Source organism: Planktothrix sp. FACHB-1365 (assembly GCF_014697575.1).
Taxonomy (GTDB): Bacteria; Cyanobacteriota; Cyanobacteriia; order Cyanobacteriales; family Microcoleaceae; genus Planktothrix.
The window spans coordinates 97,910-124,020 of record NZ_JACJSC010000017.1; the positions used below are offsets into that span (position 1 = coordinate 97,910).

General features: G+C 38.6%; 23 protein-coding genes. 8 read left to right on the forward strand and 15 right to left on the reverse strand.

The window, feature by feature from the left end:
- Window positions 1-47 precede the first annotated feature (47 nt).
- The 4 genes from H6G57_RS17980 to H6G57_RS17995 form a co-directional block, all read right to left on the reverse strand.
- Window positions 48-377, reverse strand: a complete 330-nt coding sequence (locus H6G57_RS17980; RefSeq protein WP_190520956.1) for a DUF86 domain-containing protein — start codon at window positions 375-377, stop codon at window positions 48-50.
- On the reverse strand, window positions 374-664 hold the full coding sequence (locus tag H6G57_RS17985) for a nucleotidyltransferase family protein (protein WP_190520957.1): 291 nt from the start codon (window positions 662-664) through the stop codon (window positions 374-376). Before H6G57_RS17985 ends, H6G57_RS17980 begins: the two co-directional genes overlap by 4 nt.
- A 35-nt stretch (window positions 665-699) precedes the next feature.
- Window positions 700-927 (reverse strand): hypothetical protein, encoded by a 228-nt coding sequence (locus tag H6G57_RS17990; RefSeq protein WP_190520958.1) that lies wholly within the window; start codon window positions 925-927, stop codon window positions 700-702.
- Window positions 928-1,069: 142 nt separating this feature from the next.
- Complete coding sequence (locus tag H6G57_RS17995; RefSeq protein WP_190520959.1) at window positions 1,070-5,371, reverse strand: CHAT domain-containing protein; 4,302 nt, start codon at window positions 5,369-5,371, stop codon at window positions 1,070-1,072.
- 599 nt (window positions 5,372-5,970) lie between these two features.
- Here H6G57_RS17995 and H6G57_RS18000 point away from each other — a divergent pair.
- The gene (locus H6G57_RS18000) at window positions 5,971-7,152 is read left to right on the forward strand and encodes a tetratricopeptide repeat-containing serine protease family protein (protein ID WP_190520960.1); all 1,182 of its coding nucleotides are present in this window, start codon (window positions 5,971-5,973) and stop codon (window positions 7,150-7,152) included.
- A gap of 35 nt (window positions 7,153-7,187) precedes the next feature.
- Here H6G57_RS18000 and H6G57_RS18005 read toward each other — a convergent pair whose 3' ends face one another.
- Window positions 7,188-8,273, reverse strand: a complete 1,086-nt coding sequence (locus tag H6G57_RS18005) for a saccharopine dehydrogenase family protein (RefSeq protein ID WP_190520961.1) — start codon at window positions 8,271-8,273, stop codon at window positions 7,188-7,190.
- A 15-nt stretch (window positions 8,274-8,288) separates the two neighbouring features.
- Window positions 8,289-9,077, reverse strand: a complete 789-nt coding sequence (locus H6G57_RS18010) for a cyclic nucleotide-binding domain-containing protein (RefSeq protein WP_190520962.1) — start codon at window positions 9,075-9,077, stop codon at window positions 8,289-8,291.
- Between the two features lie 174 nt (window positions 9,078-9,251).
- Here H6G57_RS18010 and cobJ point away from each other — a divergent pair, with 174 nt between their 5' ends.
- The gene (cobJ, locus tag H6G57_RS18015) at window positions 9,252-11,102 is read left to right on the forward strand and encodes a precorrin-3B C(17)-methyltransferase (RefSeq protein WP_190520964.1); all 1,851 of its coding nucleotides are present in this window, start codon (window positions 9,252-9,254) and stop codon (window positions 11,100-11,102) included.
- 111 nt (window positions 11,103-11,213) lie between these two features.
- Here cobJ and H6G57_RS18020 read toward each other — a convergent pair whose 3' ends face one another.
- From H6G57_RS18020 to H6G57_RS18045, 6 genes are all read right to left on the reverse strand, one after another.
- The gene (locus H6G57_RS18020; RefSeq protein WP_190520965.1) at window positions 11,214-11,993 is read right to left on the reverse strand and encodes an endonuclease/exonuclease/phosphatase family protein; all 780 of its coding nucleotides are present in this window, start codon (window positions 11,991-11,993) and stop codon (window positions 11,214-11,216) included.
- Window positions 11,994-12,002: 9 nt separating this feature from the next.
- Window positions 12,003-13,424 (reverse strand): NAD(P)/FAD-dependent oxidoreductase, encoded by a 1,422-nt coding sequence (locus H6G57_RS18025; RefSeq protein WP_190520967.1) that lies wholly within the window; start codon window positions 13,422-13,424, stop codon window positions 12,003-12,005.
- 266 nt (window positions 13,425-13,690) lie between these two features.
- Window positions 13,691-14,155 carry an ABA4-like family protein gene (locus H6G57_RS18030; RefSeq protein ID WP_199314359.1) on the reverse strand — a complete coding sequence of 155 codons (465 nt, stop codon included), beginning with the start codon at window positions 14,153-14,155 and terminating at the stop codon, window positions 13,691-13,693.
- Between the two features lie 345 nt (window positions 14,156-14,500).
- Window positions 14,501-15,784: a histidine--tRNA ligase gene (gene hisS / locus H6G57_RS18035; protein ID WP_190520968.1), complete on the reverse strand. Its 1,284-nt coding sequence runs from the start codon at window positions 15,782-15,784 to the stop codon at window positions 14,501-14,503.
- Window positions 15,785-15,802: 18 nt separating this feature from the next.
- Window positions 15,803-16,111 carry a hypothetical protein gene (locus H6G57_RS18040; protein WP_190520970.1) on the reverse strand — a complete coding sequence of 103 codons (309 nt, stop codon included), beginning with the start codon at window positions 16,109-16,111 and terminating at the stop codon, window positions 15,803-15,805.
- Window positions 16,112-16,133: 22 nt separating this feature from the next.
- Window positions 16,134-16,436 carry a LuxR C-terminal-related transcriptional regulator gene (locus H6G57_RS18045; RefSeq protein WP_190520973.1) on the reverse strand — a complete coding sequence of 101 codons (303 nt, stop codon included), beginning with the start codon at window positions 16,434-16,436 and terminating at the stop codon, window positions 16,134-16,136.
- A 658-nt stretch (window positions 16,437-17,094) separates the two neighbouring features.
- Here H6G57_RS18045 and H6G57_RS18050 point away from each other — a divergent pair.
- From H6G57_RS18050 to H6G57_RS18065, 4 genes are all read left to right on the forward strand, one after another.
- Window positions 17,095-17,319, forward strand: coding sequence for a hypothetical protein (locus H6G57_RS18050; protein WP_190520975.1), 225 nt, complete (start codon window positions 17,095-17,097; stop codon window positions 17,317-17,319).
- Between the two features lie 11 nt (window positions 17,320-17,330).
- Window positions 17,331-17,576: a DUF4926 domain-containing protein gene (locus tag H6G57_RS18055; protein ID WP_190520977.1), complete on the forward strand. Its 246-nt coding sequence runs from the start codon at window positions 17,331-17,333 to the stop codon at window positions 17,574-17,576.
- Between the two features lie 31 nt (window positions 17,577-17,607).
- Window positions 17,608-18,420, forward strand: a complete 813-nt coding sequence (locus H6G57_RS18060; RefSeq protein ID WP_190520979.1) for a creatininase family protein — start codon at window positions 17,608-17,610, stop codon at window positions 18,418-18,420.
- A gap of 283 nt (window positions 18,421-18,703) precedes the next feature.
- Entirely contained in the window at window positions 18,704-19,450 is a 747-nt protein-coding gene (locus tag H6G57_RS18065) for a DUF561 domain-containing protein (protein WP_199314360.1), read from the forward strand.
- A gap of 152 nt (window positions 19,451-19,602) precedes the next feature.
- Here H6G57_RS18065 and H6G57_RS18070 read toward each other — a convergent pair whose 3' ends face one another.
- The gene (locus tag H6G57_RS18070; protein ID WP_190520981.1) at window positions 19,603-20,235 is read right to left on the reverse strand and encodes a calcium-binding protein; all 633 of its coding nucleotides are present in this window, start codon (window positions 20,233-20,235) and stop codon (window positions 19,603-19,605) included.
- Between the two features lie 196 nt (window positions 20,236-20,431).
- Here H6G57_RS18070 and H6G57_RS18075 point away from each other — a divergent pair, with 196 nt between their 5' ends.
- Complete coding sequence (locus H6G57_RS18075; protein WP_190520983.1) at window positions 20,432-21,088, forward strand: DUF2301 domain-containing membrane protein; 657 nt, start codon at window positions 20,432-20,434, stop codon at window positions 21,086-21,088.
- Between the two features lie 143 nt (window positions 21,089-21,231).
- Here H6G57_RS18075 and H6G57_RS18080 read toward each other — a convergent pair whose 3' ends face one another.
- Together H6G57_RS18080 and H6G57_RS18085 are read right to left on the reverse strand one after the other, a co-directional pair.
- On the reverse strand, window positions 21,232-22,308 hold the full coding sequence (locus H6G57_RS18080) for a response regulator (RefSeq protein ID WP_190520985.1): 1,077 nt from the start codon (window positions 22,306-22,308) through the stop codon (window positions 21,232-21,234).
- Between the two features lie 14 nt (window positions 22,309-22,322).
- The gene (locus H6G57_RS18085) at window positions 22,323-25,835 is read right to left on the reverse strand and encodes a PAS domain S-box protein (protein WP_190520987.1); all 3,513 of its coding nucleotides are present in this window, start codon (window positions 25,833-25,835) and stop codon (window positions 22,323-22,325) included.
- Window positions 25,836-25,921: 86 nt separating this feature from the next.
- Here H6G57_RS18085 and H6G57_RS18090 point away from each other — a divergent pair.
- A partial coding sequence (locus tag H6G57_RS18090) for a hypothetical protein (protein ID WP_375539536.1) occupies window positions 25,922-26,111 on the forward strand: 190 nt, incomplete at its 3' end.

Consider the following 26,111-nt stretch of genomic DNA (forward strand, 5'->3'; position numbering starts at 1 on the left):
ACACACCAGAAACCCCTTTTCTTTAAGAAACCGGGTTTCTGAGATCATCAAGCAGACAATAATTTCTCAACTCTTTCTTTAAGAAGGGGCAAATCTTTTTCAATAACTCCCCAAATTCGATTAATATTTATTTTTAAATAATCGTGAATTAAAATATCCCGAAAACCAGCAATTTGTCGCCAAGCAATATCTGGATGTTCAGCCTTGAGAGTCTCAGATAAACGTTTTGTCGCTTCACCAATTACCTCAAAGTTACGAATGACAGCATCTTGAATCATTGGCGTTTCTAAGAAAGTGTCTTTTCCGGCTGATGTATAAGACTCTATCCTCTCAATACAATCTTTGATATTAGTTAAGTAAAGTTGATCATCTTTCATAAGGGAATAGCCTCTTGTAAAACTTGTTCTTTGATTAAAGGATGAAGACTATCTGTTTCTGTTAGATCAATCTTACATTCTAATAAATCTTCTAAGGATTGAATTAAAGCAATTTGGTCTAATAAAGTAAAATCAGAAGGTAATTCTACTAAAAAATCAATGTCACTTTCTGCGGTTTCTTTTCCTCTGGCAACTGAGCCAAAAATCCGCACATTTGATGCACCGTATTGGCTGGCAATGTCTAAAATTTGTTGTCTTTTTTGTTGAAGTATTGTTTTTTTGTTCATAAGCACTGATTAAAACATTCGTATCGATGACAAATCTATTCGTCATTGTCATCTGCTAAAATATCTTGTAAAATTTCTGGTGTTAAGCCTCGCTGTTCTGCTTTGTCTGAAATTTCTGCCATCACCTCAGTCAAAGTCTTGCTGTATAACTTTTCTCTCAAAAACAATTGAATAATATGACTTAGCTGTTTCTGAATTTCAGGGTTAGCCTGTTCAAATACCGCTTTAATTTCTTCATCAACTTGCAGTATAATACTAGCCATAGTTTTCTTTCTAATTGGCAATTTTAATTGATTGTCTCGTAAAATTGTAGCATAACATCACCCCTTCAAACAACTGAAACTCACCCACAACTTGTTGATCAGCACTGATAGGAGGGGCTAAAGCCCAACAACGAACATTTTCCTATTTTCCAATGACACAAAATGCAGCCCAATAATAGGGAGATGAGAAAGGTTTGTCATTATTGGATGGGGGGTTGTTGTTTAACATCTGCCGTAGCTGGTTTAACTTATTTTGTAACATCCATCGATTCAAATCTGAACCCGTAACATTCCGTAACCAGTTTTGAGCCTCACGCAACGCTTGAATCACATTTTTTTCACCCTCCGGTTGCGCCAGTAAATTTTGATATAACTTAATCCCTAAAAACACACTGGGTTTTTCCTCCACAGTCCAAAGACTACTGACAATTCCTGATACTCCCGCCCACAAAAACGCACTGGGTAAACCAATATATTCATCGGTAATACTTGTCCAGTCTGTCATTCCCGTTTCACAACCTATCAGGGTGACTAAGCGACATTGCTCTAAGTTTAAACCAAATACTTCTGTTAATTGTAACGGTTCATTATCATGCAAGATCAATCCTGAATCGAGGGGAGACTCAAACTCAAAACTACCATGACCCGAATACAGAAATGTATGAGCATTTTTGAGGTAATCTTTTAATTCATGGGTTAATGAGTTTTTAGTCGCTTTCTGACCACATAAAACTTTAGGTTCAGATTGCTGGTGTTTTTGTTTCCAAAAGGTTTCTACGGTTTTAACACATAATTCAGTAAAAGCTCTATCTTGGGTGGGATTACCCATTGCGAATAATTGATTAAAGTTAGGGCGAATCCGCTTTTCTAGCATTAATAACGTTTGACAGCTTGGGGCGTAGCGGACTCCTTTAGTAAAGCATTCAAAGAGATAATTCTCCTGATTAGGGGCAGAGTTGGGATTAAATTTATGCCAAGTTTCAGGTTTAATTGGTAGTGCGTGAATGGGGAGTAAGTGTAAATAACGATGGGGAATCAGAATAACTTGTTGACAGTTGGGCGGGAGGTAATTCAGTAATTCATCAATATGCAATATTTCAGCCAAACGATTAAGCCGATCTGATAATTTATTACTCCATTCGCTAAAATCGGAAATGTAATTGACAAAATATTCTTGATACCATGTCTGTAAATTCTCAAAATCTTGCGGACTGGATTCCCATACATAAGGTTGAGAGCTTTGGCGAGTATAAATAAAAGCACAGAACTTTTGATCGGCTTCTAAAAGATACCATTGAATAATTACCGTATGATCGTCGGATAATTTTTCACCGATTTTAGAAAAGGGAGTATATTGTACCCTTTGTGTAGCAGCTAACCTAGGATAATCATTGAGTTTTTGGTCTAACTGCTTTTTCAACTCCGTTAAATCCGCTTTTTTTGGTTCTAACTCTGGATGTTGTGATAGAATTTCTCCTGATAAAATGATTGACTTTTCTTTATCTTCTATCCATTTTTGTTCGTTAGTTAGTTGGTTTCTTAAATCCTGAAATTCTTTCCAAATCTCATCAGAAACATCATTAGGTTTAGTTTGCCCAAAAAGTTCTACTAAACGACGAGATTTACTCCGTTCGGCATATTCCCATGCTGTAGCATAATATTTAGAATTTTGCTTGCCTAACTTCAGACAAACTGCAACCATGTATTGATATATATTAAACCATTCTTCTCCTAATTTTCGTTTAGCATCATCATCGGCTAATAATTGGTCAATTAAATCATCTTCTAGGGTATTAATTGCTTCTTGATAACAATTAAAAGCATCAGTAAATTGCTTATATTCTTCATGAGTTTTTCCTAAGTTAGTTAGAGTTTTAATATAGTCAGTTGGGAAAGCTTTACGAGTATGAAGTTGAAGAGTATCTTCAAAACATTTGATTGCTTCTTGATATTGACCATTATGCTTATAAGCATTTCCCAAACTATTTTTGATATTTCCCCAATCAAAAGGATGAGTTTTACGAGAAATTAGAGCGAGTGCGTTTTGATAAAATTCAATTGCTTTAGTTAAATTTTCTTTGGTATTTTCTCCAAATACACCCATATCTTTATAGCAAGTTGCTAAGACCTGATAAGCTTTACTCAATGTATTATGTTGGCGATTTTCGATCAAAATATTGACCGCACTATTGGCAATAGTAAGGGCTTTTTTCAAGTTTTCTCCTGGTTCAATATATTTAGCAAGATTTGTATAAGTTTCAGCTAAATAACGTTGAGTTTCTGCGTAATCAACAGGATGTTTCTCTTCAAAAGCTTTTAAGGCTTCTTCCAAATATTTTACTGATAATTTAAGATTGGCAATTCTATCGCCTCGTCCAGCAAGACTTTTTTGAAAATAAACTACTCCTAAAACTTGTTTTGTTTGTGCCCAGTCATAGGGATAAGCTTGTTGAGTCCATACATCTAACACTTGATTTAAGTAATTAATTGCTTTATCTATATTTTCTGCATGGTTATCTTTACGGTTATCGCTATATGCAATTCCTAAACGAAATTTAACCAAAGCCCAACGCTGAGGATATTTGCTTTTGTTGGAATCATTATAAACCTTTTCTGCATTCTCAGCATATTTAATCGCGTCTTCAATATCTTCTGCACTGCCGATATGTCCTAACAGTCCTTTTTCATAAGAAGCTATAGATAAACTGATTTGAACATCTGCCCATATTGTAGAGTGAGTGTATTGTTTACTGATATTTTCAGCTTTCTCATAACACTCAATTGCTGCGTTCAAATTTATTAACTGATTGCCTTCACGAACGCGATCTCGATAAGCATTGCCTAAATTATTTTGTACCCTTGCCCAATCCAAGCTGTCTTCTGGCAAATATTTTAAAGCTGATTCATAAGCGCTAATCGCTTTTTCAATATTATTAGGATCTGCTTTGATTTTATTTTTGTTAAAATAAGCCAATCCCAACCCATCTTGTATATCGGCTAAACTTTCTCGACCTAAATAATTTTGAGTCCGATCAAGAGTTAACGCTTCTTCAAAACATTTAATAGTTTCTTCTAGGTTAACATATAAATCACCCCATTTATTTTTATGTTTTTCATAGAAGGCAAACCCCAAGCTAATTTGAATATCAACTATGTTTTTGGGCTGATCTTTAAAAAAAGGTAAAACTAATCCCCAACCTGCAATCGCAATATCCAGATTCGTTGCTCGGTTGCCTCCAGGAAAAATATTCATCAGATTACTAAAAATATAGATAGCCATCATAAATAATGATTCCTTTCTTTCACTTTTTTCTTTCTTTAAAGCTGAAATAAAACTAACTAATTCGTCGATGAAATTTTGATTGAGTTTATCTAAATTTTTCTCTAAAAAAGGAAATAATTTTTGCGGGTCTCCCTCACTAGCTAAGGTTAGCTTTAACACTTGAACAATAAAAGAACTTTCTTGTTGAGTTTCTCGATTAGAGTTTGTTTTTAATTGATTGAGTCTTTCTTGACCCCCTTTTACCTGTTGATAATAATAAGGATTAGTAGCAGGGGTATAAACCGATAAAGCATTTTCATAATATTGCTGGGCTTTTTTATGATTTTCCTCTGGATTGCCCCGCAAACGAACCGAATAAGCATTACCTAAGCTCAATTGCGTCATAGCCCATGAATCAGGATATACATCTTTTTTCTTAATTTGTAATGATTGTTCATAATAATGAATAGCTGTTTCTAAACATTGCTCTGGATCTTGATGAGATTTATCAGAATCTAAAGAAGCTAATTTTAAATAGCTTTGCCCTAAATTGTGTTGATTTACTCCCCATTGTTTAGGGTAGTTTTCAGGGTTAAAAATTTGCAAAGCTTTTTGATGATAACTGATAGATTGTTGTAAATTTTCTACATCTTCACCTAGCAGACGATTACGATAAGCATTCCCTAAATTTTCTTGAATCGATGCCCATTTTTCTGGATTGACTTCACGAGTAAATATTTGAGAAGATTTTTGATAACAATCAATAGCATCTTCCCATTTCTGTACGGGATCAGCTTGGGGATCTTCCTCATAAGCTATCCCCAGATTTATTGTAATTTCTGCCCAAGCCAAAGGATTTATTTCTGGGGTATAAAAGATTAAAGCGCATTCATAACCTGTTTTTGCTATAGCAATATTGGCAGTTTTATCTCCTAATGGAAACTCTAAAATTAAGTTGCTGAACCAGTATAGAAGAGTAGCAATACTTTCAGAATTTTCAGAGGAAGAGTGCCTAATTTGGAATTCTCCCCAATAACGTAATCTTTCGGCAAAATCAACGGTTAATTTATCTAAATTATCTTGTAATATAGGATAAATTATTTGAGTATTGCGCCGATCTTGCCAAATAATCCTTAAAATATAATCCAAAAATTGTTCTTCTGGTTCTCTTAAATTATTCATATAACTCCACTTAATAATATTAAATTGTACTCGTCATTTTCTGTTATTTTATTAATGATCTTAATTGTAAAATTGATTGACTCCTTTAGACAATTTCTTTATGTTTTTTTAATATTGACTTCATCTCATTATTAAGTTATTTTTCAAGTTCAAAACAACATTGATATCTCATATAAAAATTAGACGGATCATAAAAACGAGAAAATATTGGCTGAACATCCCACTGCATCTTGTCTCTAGGGATAAGAAACTTTGAGAGTGAAATAGCGCTAACCCTACAAGTCTCTACAGGGGGAGGAAGTCAGAAGTGTTGTATTGTTTTCACAGAATTGAGATTAGCTTAAAATAGAAATTAGAAAAATGATGAACAAATCCAGTGAATTTTCGTCTATAGGATTTACCCAGAAACCGGGTTTCTGAATAAAAATCTGGATTTCATCGGCAAAATCTGGGTCAGAAACCCGGTTTCTTTGATATAAATGCGTAAGTCCTGGTCTATGGATCATATTGTCCTCTTGCTAATTTTTATCCAAATTTTTAACGGGGAGTGGGTAACGGATGATAGCAAATCAAGGGAATTTATACAGAGGGGTTGAATTATGGGTTTAGGGTTATTTTCGTCTGATTCCTTTCTTTATCTGCTGACGGGAACGGTGGCTGCAATAGTTGTCAGTCAATCAACGATTGTGATGGCAAAAACAGCACAACAGGTTGCAGAAATTGCCGAACCGATTACCGTGCAGATTAATAGTCAATTAGGGGATGGTTCTGGGGTGATTATTGCTAAAAATGGTAAGATTTACACGGTGTTGACTGTTAATCATGTTGTTGAAGATCCAAATGTTCAATATAGTGTGCGAACTTCTGATGGAAAAAATCATCCGAGTCAGAAGATTATTCGTTTACAAAATGATGATCAAGAACCCGATTTAGCGATTATTCAATTTGAGAGTTCTCAACAGTATCCGGTGGCAACATTAGGGAATTCTGAACAAGCCGTAATTGGCGCTCAAATTTATGTTTATGGATATCCAGCAACGGGGGGATTAACGGGTGTTGAACGAGAACCGGAATTATCCCCTGGATTAGTGACAAGTCGCCCGAAAAATCGTCCAGAAGGCTATAATTTACGCTATCAAGCGGTGACTTGGAGTGGCATGAGTGGGGGGCCGGTTTTTGATTCAGAAGCCCGTGTGGTGGGGTTACATGGACAGGGAGAATTTGGTTTTGCTCAAACCAGTTCTGGGGATGTGGCTCCGATTAAAACAGGATTTAATGCGGCGATTCCGATTAATTTATTTATGGCAAAATTATTAGAAACAGGGTTAAAATCATCAGATTTAGTCATTGATGAAAAACTGCCAGAAGTTAATCCGCTTTCCTGGGATCATCCCCAAAGTTATCAAGCGTTTTATTTTCAAGGATTAACCTTATTAGATCAAGGGGAAACTTGGGATGCAATTGATTCTTTTAATCAAGCGATTGAATTAAACCCGAATACTCCAGAAGCTTATTTTAATCGAGGCATTGCCCGCACTCTTTTAGCGACTCGAATTATTGAACCGACTCGCGCTCCTAATCCGATAGAAGATTACACCGAAGCGATTCGTTTAAATCCGGGTTTTGCTGATGCTTATTATAATCGAGCTTTAGCTTATTTGCAATTAAATAATAAAGAAAAAGCGATCGCTGATTTCCAAAAAGCTGCTGAACTTTATGATAAATTAGGTCGAAAAGCTTCTTATGAAGATGCGTTACAGCGTCTTAAAGAGTTACGATAGATTCAAGGGTGGTGCGTGCGCGGAGCTTACGCACCCTACGAGGTTTGAATGTTAATGCCTCGGTTGTTCATGGCGGCTTCAAATAAGGGAGTTGAAAGCACTTGTTCAACGGGCCAAACACCGGGTTTTTGCAGTTCTCCGTTTAAGCACAATTCCGCAATTGTTCCGGTTCCTATTCCGGCAATTGTAGCAGTATTTTCATGAACAATTGTAGAACAAAAATCAACGGTTTTCCCCTGTTTAATTCCGGTGACACAAGAGCGAACAGCGACCCCAATTCCACTCCAAATATCCGTAACATTGGTCATGCGATAACTGACTTGGGAGAGAAATTCAATCACAGCCGGATTTTGTAACCAACTGGCGGGCCACCAATGGGCAACACTCCAGGTTAAATAATTATAAAAATCGGGAACTGTACCGAATTTTGTGATAACTGTTTTAGCTGGAAAAGAGTCTACTAAAGTGAAACATTCGGGCATATCAAACCAATAGACTCCTGTTTTTCCGTAGGGGGTAGGAAATTCAATGATTTCTCGTTCACTATAGGGTTTAATCGTTTGCCATTGTCCGTTTATCCACACCTCAAACGGACGTTGTAACCCGATAAATGTGGTTCGCATGACGGTGATTCCCGCACCACCAGACCCCCCAACGACATAACTCAAATGGATTTTTTCAACTTGATCAAATTGTTCCACGCCTTGACGCACCATGCTATTAGAAATACCGGGAAAAATACCTGTATTAATAATCGCGGTAATTCCAGCTTTTTTAGCCGCTTCTGAATGCTCTAAAATCCGACTTGTAAAGCCGCGATTATCGCTCACATCAATATAATTAACATTCTGTTGAATACAAGCTTGCAAAACCTTTGTATCTCGATAATGAAATGGCCCCGCACAGTGGATGACTAAATCGGAATTTGCGATCGCAGTTTCTAATTTCTGTTGATCGGCTAAATCTAATTCTAACACCTGAAACCGAGGATTAATCGCTCTATTTCCCGTCAGTTTCCGTCCAGTAATGGTAATTTCAGCAGCAGTATGTTGAGCTAAATCCTCAGCAACACTGTTGCCAATCCGTCCTCGACCTCCTAGAATTAAAACTCGCTTGTTCATCAGGATTAATGTCCTTTATTCTAAATATTGAAAAACTGCATTAGCTGTTAATAAATTGGTAGCAAACAAAACTTGCTGCAAGTCACACAACCTCGATAAAGCTTCAATAGCTGGGGGATTAGATTCGCTTGTTGTCGGATCTCGTAGATACACAATCGCTTTAACCTGATCTAATAAAATTCGGGAACCAATGGCTGTTTCTCCTAGAATTAAATAATGAGATTCAATGACTTCGCTAACGGTTAAATTTGTTGTATCCTCTAAAAATTTCTTGAATTTATCAGAGGTAATAATCGAGAATTTTTCAATAATATGAAGATGATCCTTGACTAAATTAATCAAATCGGAAAATAAATGATTATCCGCCAATAATACTATGATTTCCGTTGTATTTTCGGGGGGATTTTTTCGTAATTTATTCACCAGATTCCGAGTGACCAAACTGATTAATTTAACGGCGACATAGGGTTGTTTTAATTTTAACTTTTCAATATCATCAAAAGTCATAATCGCGATCGCTCCATCACTGGCCGCAATAAAATCTGATCGACGGCCTTGGATAAATGCCATTTCCCCTAAAATATCTCCTGGGGTGCGGCTGGTATTTTCCATCTGATCTCCCATAACGCTGACTTCCCCAGATAGAATAATTCCAAAGGAGGAATCCTGACCTGTTTGGGGCAGAATTACTTGTAAATCAAAGAACTTGTGAATCGAAAAATACTCACTAATCAGTTCGACTTCTTCTGTATAAAATTCTCTAAAAATATCTAACTTTAATAATAATTCCGTTTTCTGATCCATTACAGATGCTCCGCCTTTTTACCTAAAATAAAATATTGATCACTTGATCCTAGGGTTTGTCCCGTTCAACACTTGATCAAAACTCAACTTTTTGTGAATCAATCAGAGTCTTCCCAATTTACAATCAAAAAGAAACAAGTTCTTTATTCTAATCTATAGTTGTCACCCCAACCGATGAGTTTTTCCCAATTTCAATCGTTTCAACCCATTGCTGCTATTGCCACCACCCCCCAGGCTGTACAACAACTTCAACCCCTTTGTCAAGGTTTAAATGCCATTTTGTGGATACCCAACACACTCCACCCCTTACCTGGAACACAAGTCTATTCCGGCTCTCTATCGGAACACCTAGCAACGCTTTGGTCAAGTCACCGAGGGTTTATTTTTGGTTTAGCTGCTGGTGCTGTGGTGCGATTAATCACTCCTTTATTACAGCATAAATCCAGTGATCCTGCGGTTGTAGTGCTGGATCAAACTGGGAAATTTGTCATCAGTCTCTGTAGTGGACATCAAGGCGGCGCTGATCAACTGACTCGTTTAGTAGCTCGACAATTGAACGCCACACCTATTATTACAGGGGCGACTAACGCTTTAGGATTACCGGCACTGGATCTGTTAGGGCTTCCCTTTGGTTGGCGACGGGGGCCAGGAGATTGGACGGAGGTGAGTGCAGCCATCGCCAGAGGAGAACAAGTTAACGTGCTTCAGGAGGCGGGTTCAACGCTATGGCAAACAACGTTACCCCCTGATCATCCGTTTGATTTTACCCCGAATTCAGAGGCGAAATTTCACATCTGTATTAGTTCTCAACGTCGAGTATCCAATACAACTCAAGTTCAGTGGTTTCCCAGAGTCTTATGGGTGGGTGTAGGCTGTGAACGCAATACCCCTAGAGCCTTGATTGAAAAAGCTATTGAGCAGGCTTTACAACAGTATAATTTAGCGGAAGAAGCGATCGCAGGAATCGCCACTCTGGATATTAAAGGAGATGAACTGGGGTTAGTGGAATTGTGCCAAGCCAAGCATTGGCCGTTACGCACCTTTCCCCCGGAAGTTTTACGCCAGATGGATGTTCCTAACCCCTCTGAAATTGTTGAAGCCGAAGTGGGAACTCCCAGTGTGGCCGAAGCCGCCGCGTTACAAGCCGCTGGGGTAAAAACCTTATTTGTTTCTAAGCAAATTTACCGAGAGCCTTTACCAACCGCTTCAACCTCCAACCGTATTGGACAGGCGGTAACGGTGGCCATTGCCCAAGCTGAACAGGAATATACCGGACGCACAGGACATTTGTTTTTAGTGGGAACTGGCCCAGGGGAACTGGATCAAATCACCCCGGCGGCGCAAACGGCCATTGTCCAGGCGGATGTGGTGATTGGCTATTCCTTGTATTTGGACTTAATTCGGCCGTTATTGCGTCCCGGTCAGATGGTTGAATCCTATCCCATTACTCAAGAACGTCAACGGGGAGAACGAGCGATTGATTTGGCCCAATGGGGGTTAACGGTAGCGGTGGTATCGTCGGGGGACTGTGGTATTTATGGCATGGCGGGGTTAGTGTTTGAACAGTTACGCGCTAGGGGTTGGGATGGCAAAACTCCGGCTGTGCAGGTTTTTCCAGGGATTAGTGCGTTACAGGCGGCAGCAAGTCGGGTAGGAGCACCCTTAATGCACGATTTCTGCGCGATTAGTTTGAGTGATTTATTAACACCTTGGGAGGTGATTCAAAACCGATTAAAAGCGGCAGCCGAGGCGGATTTTGTTTGTATTTTATATAATCCGCGATCGCGCACTCGTACAGAGCAATTACACACTGCTAAACGTATTTTTTTAGACGCTCGTTCTGGCAATACTCCCGTAGCAATGGTTCGTTCTGCCTATCGTTGTGATCAGGAAATTACTATAACTACTTTAGAACAGTTTAATCCTGATGCGGTGGATATGTTAACAACCGTAATTATCGGTAATCAAAGTACAGATATTTATGAAAATTGGATGATTACACCGAGGGGATATTTAGGACAATAAGAAATAAAAAGTTTAAATCTTATATACAAATTATCCCACATCGTAGGGGCGAGGTTTTCTCGCCCTTAGAGGGTGGTGTGCGTCCATTTAAAGATTTCATATTAAAATGATTTAAGGTAAATTAAATTCTGCAATAACCGGAAAATGATCCGACGGCCAAATTCCTTCGATTTGATTTTGATCGATAATAATGGATTTTAATTGTATTCGATCATCATAATAAATTGTATCGACGGCCGCGATCGCTTTTCCTTTAAAATCATGAAAGGTTTGTTGAGCAGCTAAGGGTATATCTGATAAACTATCTAACAATTTAATATTATTAGCAAAAGGTTTTAATAAAGCTTGGCGTTCTGGGCTATCAGGTTGAGCATTAAAATCTCCCGTGAGCATTAATAAAGACTGTTCAGGATTAACTTGACTCAAATAGTGTTGAATTAAGGGAATACTCAATTTTCGAGATAGTTCGCTGTAATAGTCTAAATGGGTATTAAAAATTGTGATTTGTTGTTGGGTTTCCCTGGAGATAAAAACTCCCCAACTTATCAGTTTAGGGGTTTTATTTCCCCATTCTGGACTGATACTTCCGACTAAATTCGGGGTTTTACTTAACCAAATATCATGGGAGTTGACACAATAAAACCGTTGGGACTGATAAAAAATTGCACAATATTCTCCGGTTCCATTACCGATTTGATCGGTTCCAATACTTTGATAATTGGGTAATAATCGATGTAAATCTAGGAGTTGATGCGCTTTTCCTTCCTGAGTTGCAATGATATCTGGGTTATGGTTTTGAATTAGTTTTGCGATCGCATGACGACGAAATTTCCAGTCATTATTACCCAGATCGGGTTTATCATAACGAATATTAAAAGTGAGAATTTTCATAAGCTTTGATTACAGCGATCGCCTCCAATTAAAAAAACGTTGTAAAATAGTTTTTTGCCAAGAATTATTCGCATATTGTTGTTTTTTCAATAATAAGGCTGCCTTACTATTAACTTCTGATAAGGTAGGATAAATATGAATTCCTGTCAAGGCAGAAACCTTAAGTCGATGGGACATGGCTAAAACAATTTCATGAATTAACTCTCCAGCAGATGAACCCACAAGATGAGCACCTAAAATTTCCCCATTCCCTTTAGTAATAATTTTAGCAAATCCCTGGGGTTTTGCTTCTGCGAGGGCACGATCAACACCCGAAAAGGGTTGTTTTAAAACATAAACATCCTCACCATACTGTTTTTTAGCTTGTTGTTCTGTTAACCCCACTCTTGCTAATTCAGGATCGGTAAAAGTAGCCCAAGGGATCACACGATAGTTAACTTTACTAATCGGAAAAAATAAAGCATTCGTGAGTACCACAACGGCTTCATAACTCGCAACATGAGTAAATTGATACCCACCAATCACATCTCCGCAAGCGTAAATACGCGGATTAGTAGTTTGGAGTTTATGATTAAATTTAATTCCTGATTGACTAATTGTAACACCCGCCGCTTCTAAATTCAAGGATTCAATATTGGGAACTCGCCCCACCGAAACTAAAATTTCATCAGCTAAAATGTTATGGTTTCCAGCAATAATTTTCTTTTTGCCATTTTCGATTTCAACTCGTTCTGCTTTGGTATTATTTAAAATCACAATATCTTCAGATAACAATTGATCTTGAACCACCTGTGCTGCTTCGGGATCTTCTTTCGGTAAAATTTGATTGCGACTGGAGAAAATTGTTACCTTTGACCCTAACCGTGAAAAAGCTTGTCCCAGTTCACAACCAATTGGCCCTCCTCCCATAACGGCTAAAGATTCAGGACAATTTTGCACAGAAAATACCTGTTCATTGGTGAGGAAACCAGCTTCAGTTAACCCCGGAATATTAGGAATAGCAGGACGGGAACCCGTTGCAATTACAAAAGCTCTAGCCGTTAGTTTCCGTCCGTTAATACTGAAGGTTTTTTTGTCTAAAAATTGACCGTCTCCAAAAATAACCTCTACTCCTAAAGATTCAAATCGTTCAGGAGAATCATGGGGTTGAATTGTTGCAATAACCTGTTGAACATGACTTGCAGCTTGAGCAAAATTAATGTTATAATTATCAGTATAAATTCCAAATTTTGCTGCATTTTTAACTTCATAAGCCACCCTGGAAGCATGAATTAAAGATTTACTGGGAACACAGCCAAACCATAAACAATCCCCCCCTAAGCGATCGCGTTCGACTAAGGCAACTTTGGCTTTCAATTGCGCCGCAGCGCTCGCTACCACTAACCCGCCAGAACCCCCACCAATGACCACTAAATCATATTCAACTGCCATATTTTTACCTTAAAATTGTAGATTTAGAAACCGGATTTTTTCAGCTATCTTTCTATTATGCAGGAAAACTTAAGATAGAAACCCGGTTTCTCGATACAACGTAGGGACTCAGAAACCGGGTTTCTTCTCCTATCTTTCTATTATCCAGAAAAGGTTAAAGCAGAAACCCGGTTTCTCGGTGTGTATAGGTTCTCAGAAACCGGGTTTCTTCTCCTATCTTTCTATTATGCAGCAAAGGTTAAAGCAGAAACCCGGTTTCTCACTATCTAAGAATTTGATACTGGATTAATTTCAGACTGGGATTGAGAAAAAAACAGCTTACTAATCCAATGGGTTAGAATATGAGATAATAATCCAAAGGGCCCCGCAAATAAACAAAACGCTAAGGAATGACTTGTCCAAATTCCCGTTTTTTGTCCATCCCAATAAATCCAACGTCCTACAAATAAATCCATGACTAAAAAGTGAATCCATCCCGTTGCTGCGGCGTTTTCATCAGCAAAAAAATGGGCAATATCTGATAATTTTGGATTAGATAATGCTGCGGCATTTTCCGGGTTAATACTGCTGATAAACAGATATAAATAAACACAGGCTAATAACACAAAGGGAAGATAGGACTCCATGACTTTTCGCGTCACTCCCCAGTTTGGTAAGATAATCATTAATGCCCAAAAGGGAAGCACAAATAGGTTTGCTACGTTGAAAATTTGATCAATGGGAATTGTCATGGTGATAATTTTTAGGATGAATGCTTAAAACTTCCTTATTCTAAAATATTTTTTAAATTTGATCCGCCTTTTAGAAAATTTATGTTATGCTAGGAGCAAGTTGATCTAGCTTGTTTATTTACTATGAATACTCACGATCTTTTAATGTTATTGATTCTCTTGTTCCCTGGTTTAGCCCTATCAATTATTATTATGGCAACCTTTGCAGCCGGAGGTTAAAACACGTAGGGTGCGTAAGCTCCGCGCACGCACCATCTAAATAAGCACCATCTAAATAATTATTATTATAATAAATGAGGCAGAGCCTCATCATAGCATTCCAATGCAGAGCATTGGAACAAGGGTTTAAGGAGTTTTTAGGGCTTGAATTTGTTCACGAAATTGATCAATTTTATCGAATAAATCCGATTGATTTATCGTGATTTCTTCCCCTGTTTTTAACCATTTTAACTTAATTGTTTGCTGTTCCGCCTCTGCATCTCCTAATACTAAACAAGCCACAGCACCACTGCGATCTGCCCGTTTAAATTGTTTACCAAAGGCACTTCCACTTAAATCTAACTCCACACTGAAGCCTTGTTGACGCAATTTTTGAGCTAAAATTAACCCTTGAGATTCGGCTAAATTGCCCCTAGAAACAACATAAAAATCCAAGCTAGAACTAGAAAGAGTATTTAACTGTTGTAATAGAATCACTAACCGTTCTAACCCAATTGCCCAACCCACAGCATGGGTTTCTGGGCCCCCTAATTCTTGAACTAAACCATCATAACGACCGCCGCCACAAACCGTCGCTTGGGCTCCTAAATCATCAGAAATAATCTCAAAAGCCGTATGGGTATAATAATCTAATCCTCGCACTAATCGAGGGTTCAAACTGTAGGGAATTTCTAACGCCGTTAATAACTGTTGAACTTGTTCAAAATGAGCGCGAGAATCTTCTCCTAAATACTCTAAAATACTCGGAGCATCTTGAACAATTTCCTGCGTCCGTTGATCTTTACTATCTAAAATTCTTAACGGATTTCGAGATAAACGATCTTGAGAATCTGGATCTAATTCGTCTTTATATTGGGTTAAATAATTGACTAATGCTTGACGATACGCTTGACGATCGGTTGAATTTCCCACAGAATTTAAGTTGAGGTTTAAATTTTTTAATCCTAACTTTTGTAATATATTAGTTGCGATCGCAATCACTTCAACATCAGCCCTTGCATCCCGACTTCCTAACACCTCAACCCCAATTTGATGAAACTGTCGTTGACGTCCGGCTTGGGGTCGTTCATAACGAAACATCGGCCCGGTATACCATAACCGTTGCACTCCTCCCGTGGCGTGAAGCTTATTTTCAATAAAACTCCGAACGACTCCGGCCGTTCCCTCTGGCCGCAGGGTAATTGAACGTTCACCCCGGTCAACAAACGTATACATTTCTTTGCCGACAACATCCGTCGCTTCCCCAATTCCCCGTTCAAATAAAGCCGTTTGTTCAAAAATTGGGGTGCGAATTTCTTGATAATTTGCCTGCAATAAAATATCCCTGGCAACAGACTCCACCCATTGCCAGTATCCAATTTCATCAGGCAGGATATCCCGTGTTCCTCGTAATGCTTTGATCAGTTCCATTTGTTTCTTAATTAATCGTTAGTCCTGTGGCGGATCGATTGTTTCCCAGGCGCCATAACGATCGTTATAATACGCCAAAATTTGATCAATCTGTTGACGAATTGCTGGATCAGAGTCATCATATTCGATCCATAAACTGCCAACTTGACTTTGAGTGTAATCAAATTCTGGCGGGATTTCATCAGGACTAATGCGGGTTGGAATTAACCCCGTGTTCACTCCTTCGACCTGACGCAAATGTGCAGCTACTTCCCGATACACCGTTAAAGGAAGTTTCCGACAGCAAACCTGATAGCGAAGTCGTTGTTTCTGTTCTACACTTTTCATCCAAAATTAACCTGTTTTTCCCCTATTCTACCGAGGAAGATATGGCGACCTCTGTTTCATCTTTAGTGGTCATTAGCGGTAGAGCACAACAGTTAATGTCATCCAGACAAACCTTCCCCCATTGCAACGCCCAACGAACTAAAGCTACTCGGTTATCCGTTGCCGTTTTTGTGAGAATGTTACTGATATGATTATCAACTGTGCGTTTACTAATTTCTAGTTTCTCCGCAATTTCTTGATTTGTTAATCCACTCGCAACTAACTCCACAACTTGCAGTTCTCGTTCTGAGAGTGAAACAGGAGTTCGAGAATCGCTTTGCGTCATATTAGCTTCCAATCTCTGCATAATTACCTATTTATTATTCTAAAGGGAACTTGTCAAAAAATATCCTTTATTCGATCGGGCTTAGGAATTTTTAATCAACTCTGCCTATACAAGACATAACTGGTGTATATCAAATCTAGCAGAAATGCTTATCACTATTTTCTTAATTCTTCCTTAATTTCTGGTTTTGGTGGGCGGTGGGCGGTTGACGGTTGGCTGTTGATGGGCGAGGAGACCTCGCCCCTACCTCCCGCCCCCCCCAGGGCTGTTTCATTCTCAAGACAGATTCCTGTGTGGGACACATCCCCCAACCCCTCTCCTGCAAGGAGAGGGGAGAAGAATTCTTAATATTAAATACCGATCTAGTTTAAAAGTATTAATTACTCCCCCTTCCCTAATAGGGAAGGGGGTTGGGGGGTTAGGTCACAGAGGTTTTTGAGAGAAAATGAAACAGCCCTGGGCTTTTTAAGGGGGATTTAGGGGGATCTGATCTCGGCTGTAATCACGGGTTTTCGGCATTAATTCCCCCAACCCAGAAACCGGGTTTCTGCATAAACTTTGATTTTTAGTGAATAATTTCAAATAGAAACCCGGTTTCTCTATCTCCCACCCCGGTTGAATTGGGTATAATTAAAAAATCTCTCAATCATCAGATGTTATGAATACCCTTAAATACAAGACAACTATTAAAAATGGTAAACTTGATTTACCTTCCCTCGATTTGCCAGAAGGAACTGTTGTTGAGGCAATTTTATTGATTGGGGAATCAACCGAAACCGATGAAACAGATTATCTACTATCTACAGAAGCTAATCGCCATCATCTCAAAGAAGCAGTAGAATCACTTAAACATCCTGAGAACTATATTTATCCTATTGAATAACTAACTGAATTATGAACGAAATTCAAGAATACGATTTGGTTGCTCTAACCGAAGATGCGATCGCTACCCACAAAGTCAACCATCAGCAAATTCTACTCCGTCGAGGGCAAATGGGAACAGTTTTGATGTCTTTTGATCAAAAAGCATTTTTAATTGACTTTACAGATCAAGAAGGCAATACTTTTGCAATGGAAACTATTGAAGCTGTTAAACTTTTACGCCTTATTAATGAACCCGAATTAGTATACAATAGTTAAATCATGATCTTGAATTAACGCAATTGAACCCATGCTCCACAATTTTATCCCCCCAGAACGGTTTTTTCCCTATTTAACCTGGACAGAAATTGAATCAATGGCTGATAAAAGTAATGTGGTTATTTTACAACCCCTGGGAGCCATTGAACAACATGGCCCCCATTTACCGTTAATTGTTGATGCTGCGATCGCAACGGCCGTAACAGGTCAAGCTTTAGCCCAACTTAATGATAACATTCCGGCTTATGCTTTGCCAACAATTTATTATGGAAAATCTAACGAACATTGGCATTTCCCCGGAACAATAACGTTAAGTTCCCAAACCTTAACGGCGCTATTAATGGAATTAGGCGAAAGCATTTATCGGGCGGGATTTAGAAAATTAGCTTTTATTAATGCTCATGGCGGACAACCCCAAATATTAGAGATGGTAGCGCGAGATTTACATCAACAATATGAAGATTTTTCTGTATTTCCTTTATTTGTTTGGCGGGTTGCTAACGTTGCTGGGGAATTATTAACCTCAAAAGAATTAGAGTTAGGAATTCATGCGGGAGATGCTGAAACCAGTTTAATGTTATCTTTACTGCCAGAACAAGTTAAAATGGAGAAAGCGGTTTGTGAATATCCCCAAGGTTTACCGGAAAATAGTTTATTAAGTATGGAAGGAAACTTAGCTTTTGCTTGGGTAATAAAAGATTTAACCCAAAGTGGGGTTTTAGGGGATGCAACGGTAGCAACGAAGGAAAAAGGCGATCGCATTTTAGCTTCTTTAGTTAACAGTTGGGTAAAAGTTATTGAGGATTTATATAAATTTAAACCACCCCAAAGGTTTAGGGATTAATTGAATATTAAGGCAGTGCGAGCGTCCCCGCTCGCTAGTTTCTCTAACAATAACAATAGGTTTGATTTTTATAATAGGTTTGATTTTTATAACCAGCGAGCGAGGACGCTCGCACTACTTTAATTTATATAATTGCACACCAAACTCAAATAAAAATACTATTATTTTAGATAAAAAATAATTTTTAGGGTTATTATCACCGGAATGTCATAAGTTATGGCACAATGTTTTTTACCTCAGATAGTCAGAGCCCTGAAGGGCTCACTACGTCAATAATAGAATTATGATGAATTCATCCTTACAACGAGCATTCAACCAAGGTAACGCCCTGAAAGTAATTAGCGGTTTAACCAATTTTAACGTCGGACGGGTCGCCTCTGTGGTGAAAGCAGCTACTCAAGGCGGCGCAACCTTTGTGGATATTGCAGCCGATCCTAGCTTAGTGCAAATCGTCCGTCAATTAACTTCTCTCCCCATCTGTGTTTCTGCGGTTGAACCTGAAAAATTTCTCCCTTGCGTCGAAGCGGGTGCAGACTTAATTGAAATTGGTAACTTTGATGCGTTCTATGCTCAAGGACGCCGTTTTGAAGCCGCAGAAGTTCTGCAACTGACCCATGAAACTCGCGCGTTATTGCCGCATATTACCCTGTCGGTCACCGTTCCCCATATCCTCGAACTCGACCAACAAGTTGAACTCGCCCTCGAACTCGTGAAAGCGGGTGCAAATATCATCCAAACCGAAGGCGGAACCAGTTCTTCCCCGGTTCATGGTGGCACATTAGGACTCATTGAAAAAGCAGCCCCCACTTTAGCCGCCGCCTCAGAAATTTCTCGCGCCGTTTCGGTTCCGGTGTTATGCGCGTCTGGTATTTCTAATGTTACAGCACCGATGGCCATTGCTGCGGGTGCTGCGGGTGTTGGCGTGGGTTCGGCTATTAACCGCCTTGATAATGAAGTGGCGATGGTAGCGGTCGTTCGGAGTTTAGTTGAAGCCTTAGCAACGGTTCAAGCTAACCGAGTTTACGCTTAAATTGGTAATAGGGAATTACGAATTACGAATTACGAATTACGAATTACGAATTACGAATAGGGAATGGGAAAGAAAGCTTCTATTTTCTGTTTCCTATTCCCTATTCCCTATTGCCTATTGCCTATTCCCTGTTCCCTGTTCCCTGTTCCCTATTATAAATAATTGACAAACCAAGTTAAATAATCTTCAATCAAACTGTAATTGGGAGAATCTTCATCGGATACTTTTAATTCTGCTAAAGGAATTGTGAATTTTCGATTATCGCTGACTCGTTTAACATCAACAATAATTCCTTCCATTTCATCAGTTTTTTCTTGAAATTGTCCTAACACAAAAATATCCGTGTAAGAAGGATTTGTTTTTTTCAATTTTTCATACTCACTAGAACTCCCTGAACCATAAAGATATTCTTCTTCCCAAAGAAATTCCTCTGTTCCTGTTAAATAACAAGGTAATTTAATCTGAGATTTTAAATATTTCAGATATCGATTTAACGTTTTACGAGTTACTTCTAGGTCATCAGTTCCTAGAATTTTTTCCATTTTCGCCTCAAATTCTTCAACATCAAAATCATCATCTTCAAACAAACTGGAAACATTTAAAAATCCCATTGATTCCATTTGTTCAATGAGATTGGTCATAGAATTGAGTAACTCTTCTTTAAAATGCTCTCTTTGCTTATTAACTAAACCCGATACAATTGTTTCATCAATTTGCAGGGGTTTTAAATCCTCTCCTGGGGGTTGTAATTTCTTTTTGTTTTTGTTTTGATACAGTTTAGACATTCCGTTATACCAAGCACAGTAGTTCTTGATCTCAACCCTAGATGATTTTAAATTGATCTTTTTAAGGTTTTGAGTTGTAGAGACGCTTAAAGGCAAATCTCGACCCATTTCGACCTCAAGATTTTTTAATTGGGAAGGGAGTAAAATTTAGTATATCGTGGTACAGGTCTTTTTTGAATTGCCAAGGAAAACAATTATGGTACAAACAGAACAACCCGCTATACCCGTTATTTATCAAGGACAGTTTGGGGAGTACACGATTAACGAGAGTGATCGTTGGAGTGTGATCCTTTATCGAACTGGCTTAATTATAGCAGCCTTATGCTTTACCATAGCAACCGGATTAGTTTTGTTCCAAGGAAATAATCCTTTGGTTATACAAGCATTAACCCCCATCTACTTCTGTTTTTGGTTTGGGTTAGGGTTGAGTTTAGTCATGATTCATATTTATTTAATCCCTTTACACCAATTATTACAACTTTTTTGGTTAATTGGGGGAATTGCTTCTGCGATTTTTGCTTGGGTGGATGACGAACCTTTAGCGTTAACCATTTATCATCATCCCTATACCTTATTTGGGGTAGGGTTTACCTTTGTTGCGTTAACGGGGATTTATTTTAAAGAAGCCTTCTGTTTTAACCGCATGGAAACCAAACTATTAACGCCTCTTGTTCCTTTATTATTACTAGGATTTATTGCGGGAGTTTGGTCGGTTTCTGCTCAAAAAATTTTCTTAGCATTTTGGGCGATTCAATTTGTCATTTTTGCAGGTCGAAAAATCTTTCAAGATATTCCGGGGGATATTGGGGATAAAAGTGTTTTTGACTATTTAAAAAATAGACAGTCAGCCTAATACATAAATTAGGTTTTAGGAGGGATAAAAGTCCCCCTTTTTAAGGGGGATTTAGGGAGATCTGATCAAAAGTTTAATCATCTGAATAATCTGGTAATTGCTCCTATAATATTGATGATAAATTCCCGACATCTGACACCTGATTACCCAGGAATATGAATGGTAAAAATAGCTCCTTTTGGGTGATGATCTTCCAAGGAAATACTACCGCCATGGGCTTCTATTGCGATTTTGCAAAACGCTAAACCTAAACCAATTTGACTCACACCTTCTTGAATTGTACCAATCTCATATTTTTGGAAAAGTGTTTGTCGGGTTTTTTCACCAACACCTGGCCCTGAATCAATCACTTTCACTGTTGCGCCCCCATTTTCTAAATATTTTGCTTGTAATAAGATCTGGCTTTCACTGGGAGAAAACTTAATGGCATTAGAAAGTAAATTATCAATGACTCGGCGAAGGATAACAGCATCGACGGAAAGGTTAATCCCCAGAGGAGGTAAATCGGGAACAATTGTAATTTTTTTATGACTGGAAATTAACTCAAAATCTTGGATCGCTAATCTACAAAGTTCACCTAAATCAATGGTTTTAAAATTGAGTATCATCTTCCCTGATTCTAACTTAGCCATGAGCAATAAACTATCAATCATGACTTGTAATTGAGTGCAATTTGCCTCAATTTGTTGAATTTTTTTCTGCTGTCTTTCCGGGGATAAACTGGGCTTTTTCAGTATCGCGGTTGAAAACAGAATACCCGCCAGAGGATTTCTGAGATCATGTACTATCATGTTCACCATATCTTCTCGCAATTGCATCAATATTTCTATCCGATCATACTGTTGTTTAATGCGTAACATGGAACGAATTCTAGCTCGTAGTTCAATTCCATTAACGGGTTTACTAATAAAATCATCAGCACCCGCCTGTAAACATTGGGATAAATCTTCTTTACCTGAAAGGGCTGTGACCATAATCACCGGAATATGTGACCATTGGGGATTCGCTTTCAATAATTTACAGAATTCTATGCCATTCATTTCTGGCATCATCACATCCAGCAAAATTAAATCAGGTTGAGAACTTTCGAGAAGATTAAAAGCTTGTTTAGCCTTAGAAACATAACCTAATTCATAACCTTCATTTGCCAGTAAAGTATCAATCACATCAAAATTATCGGGGTCATCATCAATAATTAAAATAATCGGCGTTGTTTCCATTACTGAGGTTTCCTTTAATTCAATAAGTGTTCAATCTTCTCGACCAGTTGTTTTAATTTTACAGGCTTAGAAAGATAATCATTTGCTCCTGCATTTAAACATTTTTCTTGATCTCCTGTCATCGCTAAAGCAGTTAAGGCAATAATCGGAGTAGAAGTTAACCGTTGTTCAGCCCGAATTTGACGAATCGCCTCTAGTCCATCTACTTTTGGCAGTTGAATATCCATCAAAATTAAATCAGGAGATAAAGACTTGGCTAGTCTAACACCTTCTTCCCCATTTTTTGCGATTTCAATTTTGTAACCTTTACTACTTAAATAACTGGAAATTGTGACAATATTTAACTCATTATCTTCAACTAATAAAAGAGTTGTGGAAGAATTTTTTTTAGGGGAATTCGTTGAAATTGGGGGAATTGGTGATAGCTTAAGTTCTTCAGAAGTTATAGGAGGACAAGAGGATAAAGCAGTTTGAATCGGAGGTTCTGAGCCAACAATATAGGGTAAGCAAACCGTAAAACAACTGCCTTGTCCTAACTCACTGGTAACTCCAACCGTTCCTTGATGAAGTTCGACTAAACGACGCACCAATGCTAATCCTAAACCAGTACCACTATACTGACGATTAAGGCTACTGTCAATTTGGATAAACGGTTTGAATAATTGACGGGCATTTTCAGGGGTTAGGCCAATACCTGTATCAATGACCAAGAATTGTAATAAATTCTGCGGGGTTGAGGATATAACTTTTACCTCTAATTTGACACAGCCACCATCAGGAGTAAATTTAACAGCATTATTGAGGAGATTAATCAAAACTTGGCGAATCCGAAGCTCGTCTACCACAATATCCTCTAACCTTTCTGGGATGTCGGTCGTGAGTTGAATATTTTTTTTAAGGGCTTGTTGTCGAACAAACGTTAAGCTATTTGTGCAGAGATAAGTGATGGATGTTGGAGCTAACTGTAATTCTAATTTACCAGATTCTACTTTTGCGAGATCCAAAACATCGTTAATTAGAGCTAACAGATGATTACCACTGCGATCAATACTATTGACGGCGTGTTTCTGTTGTTCACTAAGGTTCCCAAATACTCCATCCTGTAACCCTTCACTCATTCCTAAAATCGCATTCAGGGGAGTGCGTAATTCGTGGCTCATATTCGCCAAAAATTCATCTTTAAGCCGGGTGGCTCGATCAAGTTCCGCATTCGTTAGGGTCAACCGTTCGTTCACCTGTCGCAGTTGTTTTTCTGCTTCTTTAGCACTGGTAATATCAAAGTTAACCCCGACCATTCGTTGCGGTTCTCCACTGTTATCCCGTTGAACTAAAGCATAAGCTTTGATATATCGGATGGAACCATTAGGAAGAACCACTCGGAATTCTGGGCTGTATTCCTTTTCACCCCGTAACGCTCTTTGAATTGCAGTTTCAGTTCTTTCTCGATCCTGGGGATGCAATGCGTTTGCCCAGGTTTGATAGATGGTTTCTGGGACATCTGACTTCTCTAACCCATAAAGTTCATACATTCGCTCATCCCAGATCAGTTGGTTTGGCAAAATATCCCACTCCCAAATCCCAAACCCTCCAGATTTAATTGCTAAGGACAATCGCTCTGAAAGATTTTGCAATTTTTCTTCAGATCGTTTACGTTCAGTAATCTCTTGAGCCGTGCCCACAATTTGCTTGAGCGTTCCATCTTTGTTGTATAAGAAGGCAGCATCGCGACTGAGTAACCAGTGCCATTCTCCGTTGACATCTCGCAGCCGATATTCACAGTTTCGCTTTTCAAGATTCTGGAGAGTGTGTAAGTTGTTCAGATGAACCAATAAAGTGTCTAAATCATCGGGATGAAGAAGATCGATAAATAATTGACGGCCCATCCCTTGGATCTGCTCAGGGGAATATCCCAAAATATCAACTACCTCACGATTGCAGTAAATATTGCGCTGTTCCTCCAGATCATAAATATAAATAATATTGGGTGTATTATCAGTAATACTTTCAATAAAACGTTGACTTTCTTGTAATTCGGCGGTTCGTTGTTCAACTCTAGCTTCAAGTTCTTGGTTGAGTTGTTGCAATTGTTGTTCTATTTTTTCGCGTTCACGGAGTGCCGCTCGCTGTTTACTAATATCGTTTGAGCAACCAATTAAATGAATAATATTTCCCTCTTGATCCCGAATCACGGAAAGACGCAAGCTAATATAAATTTCTTCTCCTGATTTGGTGCGGTTCCGAATCTCTACTTCGGGGTTTCCTTTCGCGAATAAAGGGAGAAAGATTAAAGAGTGAAGTTGAGGCAAATCTTCAGGATAATAGAGCATCCTAACATCCTGGCCAATAGCTTCGGCAGCACTATAACCATAGAGTTTTTCGGCTCCTCGATTCCAACTGTAAATTTTCCCAGAAACGTCAGTAGAAATCACCGCATCGTGGATTCTTTCGAGAATCTGAGCTTGAAATTTTAACGTTTGTTCGTGATATTTGATCTCACTAATATCGCGGGCAATACATAGAAATGAATAAACTTCCCCGGCTTCATTAAATTCGGGGACAATCCGAATTTGAAACCAAGTCGAGCTATTGAAATCAGGAAACGGATGTTCGATGGTTTCTTGAGTTTTTGTCTGAATAATTTGATCGAGGGTAGTACGCCATAAATCAATAATCTCTGCACAAATTCCTAAATCCTGCAAGGTCTTACCGATTAAGTTACTCACAGGTTGTTGCATTAGCTTCTCGATGGCAGGATTAAAATAGACTGCTCGCATTTCCAGATCAATGCGATAAATAATATCTGTGGCGTTTTCTACTAAGGCGCGAAATTGTGACGCTACGCGCTGGCGTTCGAGTAATTCAGCATCGATGCGTTGGTAAAGTTCTGCTTCTACCCGTTCATACATTTCTGCTTGTTGGATGGCGATTCCCAGTTGTAATGCTAATTGCTGTAACAAATCGATTTCGTCATTTTGCCATTGACGGGGGCGATTACATTGATGGGCGATTAATAACCCCCATAAATTATACTCAGTTTCTGGTTTTGAGATTAAACAACTGGTTTCTGAAGTATTGTAGTTACTTAATAAGAGTGGCACGACCAAATTAGCCTTAACCTGAAAGTCTTTTAACATCTCACGATGGCATTCAGCGATGTCAGCTATGTCAACATCTGAGGCTACGAAAACTCTACCTTGGCGATAGGGTTGCAGATAGTTTTCCTTAAAACAGACATCTTCGACTTCAAGGTTTAAACAGACCCGATAGGTCGGTAATACGGATTCTGCTACCATCACCCCACTGAAATCAGGCAAAAATTTATAGATTAAAACCCGATCAGTCTGGAGAAACTCCCGCACTTCCTCCACAGTCGTTTGTAATACTTGTTCTAGTCGCAGAGATGCGCGAATTCGCAGGGCAATACTGTTAACTAAATGTTGCTGTTCTTGTTGACGGACGATTTGCCGTTTTAATTGTAACTGTTGCAATATGGACTGAGTTCTCTGACAAACCACAGAACTGTTCAATTTCCCTTTAACCCAATAGACATCTCCAAAATAGAAACAAGGAGGGGTAACAAGATGATAAAATCAAATTTTACCCCTGATTAGAGATGAGTAAATTAAGAGAGTATCTGGACAAGAACCCCCAGCAAGCAAAAAGGCTATTAGGGATAGAATATGAACAACTGATAGAACTCATTCAAGCTGCGGAGTTATTAGAAGAAGAAAAACGACAGGAAAAAGAAAAAACTAAAATCAGGTTGATTAAAGCAGGTGGGGGTCGTCGGCAGAAATTATCTG

Excerpts from the sequence above, each read along its gene's own strand:
- H6G57_RS17980 (WP_190520956.1), bottom strand. The coding sequence starts at position 377 with ATGAAAGATGATCAACTTTACTTAACTAATATCAAAGATTGTATTGAG.
- H6G57_RS17985 (WP_190520957.1), bottom strand. The coding sequence starts at position 664 with ATGAACAAAAAAACAATACTTCAACAAAAAAGACAACAAATTTTAGAC.
- H6G57_RS17990 (WP_190520958.1), bottom strand. The coding sequence starts at position 927 with ATGGCTAGTATTATACTGCAAGTTGATGAAGAAATTAAAGCGGTATTT.
- H6G57_RS17995 (WP_190520959.1), bottom strand. The coding sequence starts at position 5,371 with ATGAATAATTTAAGAGAACCAGAAGAACAATTTTTGGATTATATTTTA.
- H6G57_RS18000 (WP_190520960.1), top strand. The coding sequence starts at position 5,971 with ATGGGTTTAGGGTTATTTTCGTCTGATTCCTTTCTTTATCTGCTGACG.
- H6G57_RS18005 (WP_190520961.1), bottom strand. The coding sequence starts at position 8,273 with ATGAACAAGCGAGTTTTAATTCTAGGAGGTCGAGGACGGATTGGCAAC.
- H6G57_RS18010 (WP_190520962.1), bottom strand. The coding sequence starts at position 9,077 with ATGGATCAGAAAACGGAATTATTATTAAAGTTAGATATTTTTAGAGAA.
- cobJ (WP_190520964.1), top strand. The coding sequence starts at position 9,252 with ATGAGTTTTTCCCAATTTCAATCGTTTCAACCCATTGCTGCTATTGCC.
- H6G57_RS18020 (WP_190520965.1), bottom strand. The coding sequence starts at position 11,993 with ATGAAAATTCTCACTTTTAATATTCGTTATGATAAACCCGATCTGGGT.
- H6G57_RS18025 (WP_190520967.1), bottom strand. The coding sequence starts at position 13,424 with ATGGCAGTTGAATATGATTTAGTGGTCATTGGTGGGGGTTCTGGCGGG.
- H6G57_RS18030 (WP_199314359.1), bottom strand. The coding sequence starts at position 14,155 with ATGACAATTCCCATTGATCAAATTTTCAACGTAGCAAACCTATTTGTG.
- hisS (WP_190520968.1), bottom strand. The coding sequence starts at position 15,784 with ATGGAACTGATCAAAGCATTACGAGGAACACGGGATATCCTGCCTGAT.
- H6G57_RS18040 (WP_190520970.1), bottom strand. The coding sequence starts at position 16,111 with ATGAAAAGTGTAGAACAGAAACAACGACTTCGCTATCAGGTTTGCTGT.
- H6G57_RS18045 (WP_190520973.1), bottom strand. The coding sequence starts at position 16,436 with ATGACGCAAAGCGATTCTCGAACTCCTGTTTCACTCTCAGAACGAGAA.
- H6G57_RS18050 (WP_190520975.1), top strand. The coding sequence starts at position 17,095 with ATGAATACCCTTAAATACAAGACAACTATTAAAAATGGTAAACTTGAT.
- H6G57_RS18055 (WP_190520977.1), top strand. The coding sequence starts at position 17,331 with ATGAACGAAATTCAAGAATACGATTTGGTTGCTCTAACCGAAGATGCG.
- H6G57_RS18060 (WP_190520979.1), top strand. The coding sequence starts at position 17,608 with ATGCTCCACAATTTTATCCCCCCAGAACGGTTTTTTCCCTATTTAACC.
- H6G57_RS18065 (WP_199314360.1), top strand. The coding sequence starts at position 18,704 with ATGATGAATTCATCCTTACAACGAGCATTCAACCAAGGTAACGCCCTG.
- H6G57_RS18070 (WP_190520981.1), bottom strand. The coding sequence starts at position 20,235 with ATGTCTAAACTGTATCAAAACAAAAACAAAAAGAAATTACAACCCCCA.
- H6G57_RS18075 (WP_190520983.1), top strand. The coding sequence starts at position 20,432 with ATGGTACAAACAGAACAACCCGCTATACCCGTTATTTATCAAGGACAG.
- H6G57_RS18080 (WP_190520985.1), bottom strand. The coding sequence starts at position 22,308 with ATGGAAACAACGCCGATTATTTTAATTATTGATGATGACCCCGATAAT.